The following is a 5,029-nucleotide window of genomic DNA, read 5'->3' as shown; positions in this document are numbered from 1 at the left end:
GCATCGAGCCGCTTTCCAGCGTTTCGGCGGCCTCGTCGTCGTCCTCGACCAGCGCGGCGGCGAGCGGCTGGCTCAGCTTCGATCCGTCGCGGTAGAGCGCATTGGCCTTGATCCCCAGCGACCAGCTGAGCTCATAAGCGTTCTGGCAATCGGAGATCGACGCATCGTTGGGCATGTTGATCGTTTTGGAGATCGCGCCCGAGATGAAGCTTTGCGCGGCGGCCATCATGTAGATGTGGCTATTGACGCTGAGGTAACGCTTGCCCTTCTTCCCGCAGGGATTGGCGCAATCGAAGATACCGTAATGCTCCTGCTTGAGGAACGGCGCGCCTTCCAGTGTCATCGTACCGCAGACGTGGTCATTGGCCGCGTCGATGTCCTTTTTCGAGAAGCCCAGCGACCGCAGCAGGTCAAAGGTCGGATCATTCAGCTTCTCGGCGGGAATGCCCAGAACCTGCGTGCAGAACTCCTCTCCCAGCGTCCACTGGTTGAAGACAAAGCGGATGTCGAAGGCCTGCGCCAGCGCCGCGTCCACCTTGGCCAGTTCGTTGGGGCCGAAACCGTGACCCATCAGCGTGGTGTGATTGATACCCGGCGCATTCCCGATGGAGCCATGGCCCACCGCGTAGCTCACGATTTCCTCGATCTGCGCGGAGCCGTAGCCCAGCTTTTCCAGCGCCGCGGGCACCGACTGGTTGATGATCTTGAAGTAGCCGCCGCCGGCCAGCTTCTTGAACTTCACCAGTGCGAAATCAGGCTCGATCCCCGTGGTGTCACAATCCATCACCAGACCGATGGTGCCGGTGGGCGCGATGACGGAGGTCTGCGCATTGCGGTAGCCGTGCTGCTCGCCCAGCTTCAGCGCCTCGTCCCAGCAGGACATCGCCACATCGACCAGTGCGGGCTGCGGGCAGCTTGCGTGATCGAGCGGCACGGGCTTCACCGCGAGACGTTCGTAGCCCGTGTCGTTGCCATGGGCGGCGTTGCGGTGGTTGCGGATGACGCGCAGCATGTGCTGTGCGTTCTTTTCGTATCCGGGGAAGGCGCCAAGCTCTCCGGCCATCTCTGCGGAGGTTGCATAGGCCACACCGGTCATGATCGCCGTCAGCGCACCGCAGAGCGCGCGGCCCTCGTCGCTGTCATAGCTCAGCCCCATGTTCATCAGCAGACCGCCGATATTGGCATAGCCGAGGCCCAGCGTGCGGAAGTCATAGGACCGCTGCGCGATTTCCTTGCTGGGGAACTGCGCCATCATCACGCTGATTTCCAGCGTCACCGTCCACAGACGGCTGGCGTGCATGTAGTCTTCGACCTGAAACTCACCGTCTTGGAGGAAAGTCAGCAGGTTCATCGATGCGAGGTTACAGGCCGTATCGTCGAGGAACATGTATTCCGAGCAGGGGTTCGACCCGCGGATCGCACCGTCTTCGGGGCAGGTGTGCCAGTCGTTCACGGTGTCGTGGTACTGGATGCCGGGGTCGGCACAGGCCCAGGCGGCATGGCCCACCTGCGCCCAAAGATCGCGGGCCCGCACCGTTTTCGTCACCGTGCCGTCGACGCGGTTGATCAACTCCCAGTCCGCATCCTTTTCCACCGCCGTCAGAAAGGCGTTCGTCACCCGGATGGAGTTGTTGGAGTTCTGGCCCGAGACGGAGTTGTAGGCTTCGGAATCCCAGTCCGTGTCATAGGTGGGGAATTCGATGCTGGTGTGTCCCTGACGGGCGTAATCCAGCACGCGCTTCACGTAAGTCTCGGGGATGGCGACCTTTTTCGCTTCGCGGATCGCGGCCTTCAGCCCCTCGTTCTTGGCCGGGTCATAGGCATCCGCCTCCGCGCCGTCCCACGCCCGGATGGCGGCGAAAAGCTTGTTCAGCTTTTCTTCGTGCATCTTGGAGCCCGCGACGATGCTCGCGACCTTCTGCTCCTCCAGCACCTTCCAGTTGATGAAGTCCTCGATATCGGGGTGGTCGGCATCTACGATCACCATCTTCGCCGCGCGACGGGTGGTGCCGCCGGACTTGATCGCGCCTGCTGCGCGGTCCCCGATCTTGAGGAACCCCATCAAGCCCGACGACTTGCCGCCGCCCGACAGCTTCTCGCCCTCTCCGCGGAGCGATGAAAAATTAGTGCCCGTGCCCGAGCCATATTTGAACAGCCGCGCCTCGCGGACCCAGAGGTCCATGATGCCGCCGTCACCCACCAGATCGTCGGCGACCGACTGGATGAAGCAGGCATGGGGCTGGGGATGTTCGTAGGAGGATTTGGAGCGGGTCAGCTTGCCGCTCTTATGATCCACATAGTAATGCCCCTGCGCCGGGCCATCGATGCCATAAGCCCAGTGCAGCCCGGTGTTGAACCACTGCGGGCTGTTGGGCGCCGCGCGCTGACTGGCCAGCATATGGCGCATTTCGTCGAAATAGGCGCGGGCGTCTTCTTCGGTGGTGAAATATCCGCCCTTCCAGCCCCAGTAGGCCCAAGCCCCGGCCAGCCGGTCGAAGACCTGCTTGGAAGAGGTTTCGCCCTCCATCGTCGCACCTTCGGCGGGAACCGACCGCCAGAGGAACTCGGGCACGTCCTTTTCCTTCACCGGGCGCGTGGCCGAAGGCACGCCCGCCTTGCGGAAGTATTTCTGCGCGATGACGTCGGATGCGACCTGGCTCCAGCTCGCGGGGACTTCAACGTTATCGAGCTTGAAGACGACGGAACCGTCCGGGTTTCGGATTTCGGACACCGTGGTCACGAAATCCAGATCGCTGTAGGCATCCTGCCCGGCCTTGGTGAATTTCCGTTCAATCTTCATCTGTCAGCTGCCTCATCATCCAGCGTTATCTTCAGGGCCCGCAGGTCACCGCGGTCCGGGTCATAGCGATCGGGCATGAGGTTCGGGCCGCTGCCATCGCCAGCGGTGCGCAGAATGCGTGTACGGAACGATCCGTGAGCCTGTCCCCTTACCCCGGCGCACCTTCCAGATTTTCACTAGATATTGTGGGCGCGCCGCCGATGCCCACAAACTGGCGTATACACACCGGTCGGGTCAACGCGTTTTTTTGAGAATTTGACTAATCTTTCGGTTGACCGGATCTCTGCGTTCGAAGGGTTCGGATCATCCCCGATTCAACCACCGCGGTTCCCCAAAGTTGTCCAGAGGCCGCGCGCCCGGCCGAGGGGCGGAATATGCCAAGCAATGAACAGGCTTAGAGCGCACAACAGAGGTAAGCTGCGAAGTTGTACACAGGCCCGCCCCGCCCGCGCATTCACACGGGCGAAAAATTCCCCGCGATCGGCAATCGCCCGCCCCGGCGCTCGAGTCGTCACGTTTATGCAACTATCAAGCGAAGTTTGGCCCCGAATCGCAAATCATCCCCGTATGTGGACAGAAGGTCGCGACAGACCACCAGATGTAGTGTCCGCGCCGTCAGGCCGGCCCTACGAGTGATATGAAATGGAAAGATGGTCGGAGCGAGAGGATTCGAACCTCCGACCCCCTGTACCCAAAACAGGTGCGCTACCAGGCTGCGCCACGCTCCGACTTGGGGTTCAATAGACGCCCCGTCTGGCTTTGAAAAGCCCTAACAGGGCCAAGCGGGATCGGTCGCGGCAAATGCCGGGTGGCGCAGTTCCGTACCCACGTCGATGCCCATCCGCGCGGCCAGCCCACCGTTGATTTCCAGCACCGCAAGCCGGTTGTCGCCCCCGGGAATATCGGTTTCATCCAGCGGAATCGCATTGTGATGAATGCTGCGCACAACGCCCGAGGCATCGATGAACAGCAGATCGAGCGGGATCAGCGTGTTGCGCATCCAGAAGCTCAACGTTTGCGGCTCGTCGTAGATAAAGAGCATGCCCGAGGCCAGCGGCAGGCTTTCCCGGTGCATGAGCCCGAGAGAGCGTTCTTCGGGATCGTCGGCAATTTCCACGCTGAACCGGGCCTGCCCCCAATCGCCCCGCAGCATGACGGAATCCTCGCGGCAGACCGCCGCCGTCGCCGTCTGGGCCACGCAGCCTGCCAACGCCATGGCCAACAGCGGGCCGCGCGCCATCCGGGTCACTCGTGAAGGGGTTGTGTCAGTACCTTTTCCCATGCCTGAACCTCGGCAGCCATCTGGCCGCGCTGACCGTTGATTACCCGGATCGCCAAGGCCTCCCCCGGTTGCAGGTCGGAGAGGCCGGACTGGCGCAGCACCTCTATGTGCAGGAATATATCTTCGCGCCGACCGAAGACATTTGCAAATCCGAATCCCTTGGCCTTGTCGAACCATTTGACCCGCGCAGGCTCCAACGGTGCGGCGGCCACGACGGCGCCGTCCAGTTCCACGATATCGGCCAGCGCGCTGGCCTGCGCGCCCTCGGGCGGCTGCACGGCAAGCACCTCGGTCGCCTGAACGCCACGTTCGGTTCGCTGGGCGCGGAAACGCAGGCGCGCGCCGTCCGCCACCGAGCTTTGCCCGAAGTTCCGCAACACGTTCACATGCAGCAGAATATCCGGACCGCCCGTGTCCGAAACGACAAAGCCGAACCCCTTGGAAGGGTCGAACCATTTAACCACGCCATCCAGCGCATCTTCATTGTTCATGTCCTCTGACACAGAAGCCCTTCCTATCTGTTCCTCCAAGGTTGCCATGAGCCGCACCTTCAGGGGTTCAATCTTTGTACGGTCCATTCCCCATCCGGCCCGGCGCGGCGCCATTGAAACCTGTCATGCAGGCGAAAGGCGCCGTCGGCCCAGAATTCTATTTCAACCGGGGTGAGCCTGTAGCCCCCCCAGAACGGCGGGCGCGCGGGATCGGTCCCGTGCCGCGCCGTCATCTTGGCGACTTCGGCCATCAGCGTGGCCCGGCTGTCCAGCGGGCGCGACTGACGCGATGCCCAGGCCCCCAGCCTGCTCTTGAGAGAGCGCGAACGATAATAGGCGTCGGCCTGCGGGCCATCCTCCCGCGTGATCGTCCCCCGGGCGCGAATCTGGCGGCGCAGGGATTTCCAGTGCATCACGAAGGCGGCGCGCCCGGCGGCGATCACGCGGGAGGATGGC

The 5,029-nt window shown here is 62.6% G+C and carries 4 protein-coding genes and 1 tRNA gene; all 5 read right to left on the bottom strand.

Annotation, left to right across the window (positions count from 1 at the left end):
• On the bottom strand, positions 1-2,800 hold a 2,800-nt coding region (locus tag A3764_RS05075), incomplete at its 3' end, for a vitamin B12-dependent ribonucleotide reductase (RefSeq protein WP_067951282.1).
• 651 nt (positions 2,801-3,451) lie between these two features.
• Positions 3,452-3,528, bottom strand: a tRNA-Pro gene (locus A3764_RS05070).
• Between the two features lie 41 nt (positions 3,529-3,569).
• Positions 3,570-4,040 carry a DUF192 domain-containing protein gene (locus A3764_RS05065; RefSeq protein ID WP_201722232.1) on the bottom strand — a complete coding sequence of 157 codons (471 nt, stop codon included), beginning with the start codon at positions 4,038-4,040 and terminating at the stop codon, positions 3,570-3,572.
• Between the two features lie 5 nt (positions 4,041-4,045).
• On the bottom strand, positions 4,046-4,573 hold the full coding sequence (locus A3764_RS05060) for a cold shock protein (RefSeq protein ID WP_201722233.1): 528 nt from the start codon (positions 4,571-4,573) through the stop codon (positions 4,046-4,048).
• 59 nt (positions 4,574-4,632) lie between these two features.
• A partial coding sequence (locus tag A3764_RS05055) for a pyridoxine/pyridoxamine 5'-phosphate oxidase (RefSeq protein ID WP_150122074.1) occupies positions 4,633-5,029 on the bottom strand: 397 nt, incomplete at its 5' end.

This window comes from Sulfitobacter sp. HI0129, from assembly GCF_001635395.1.
In the GTDB taxonomy this organism is placed as follows: domain Bacteria; phylum Pseudomonadota; class Alphaproteobacteria; order Rhodobacterales; family Rhodobacteraceae; genus Sulfitobacter.
This window is presented reverse-complemented; position numbering and strand designations above follow the sequence as displayed.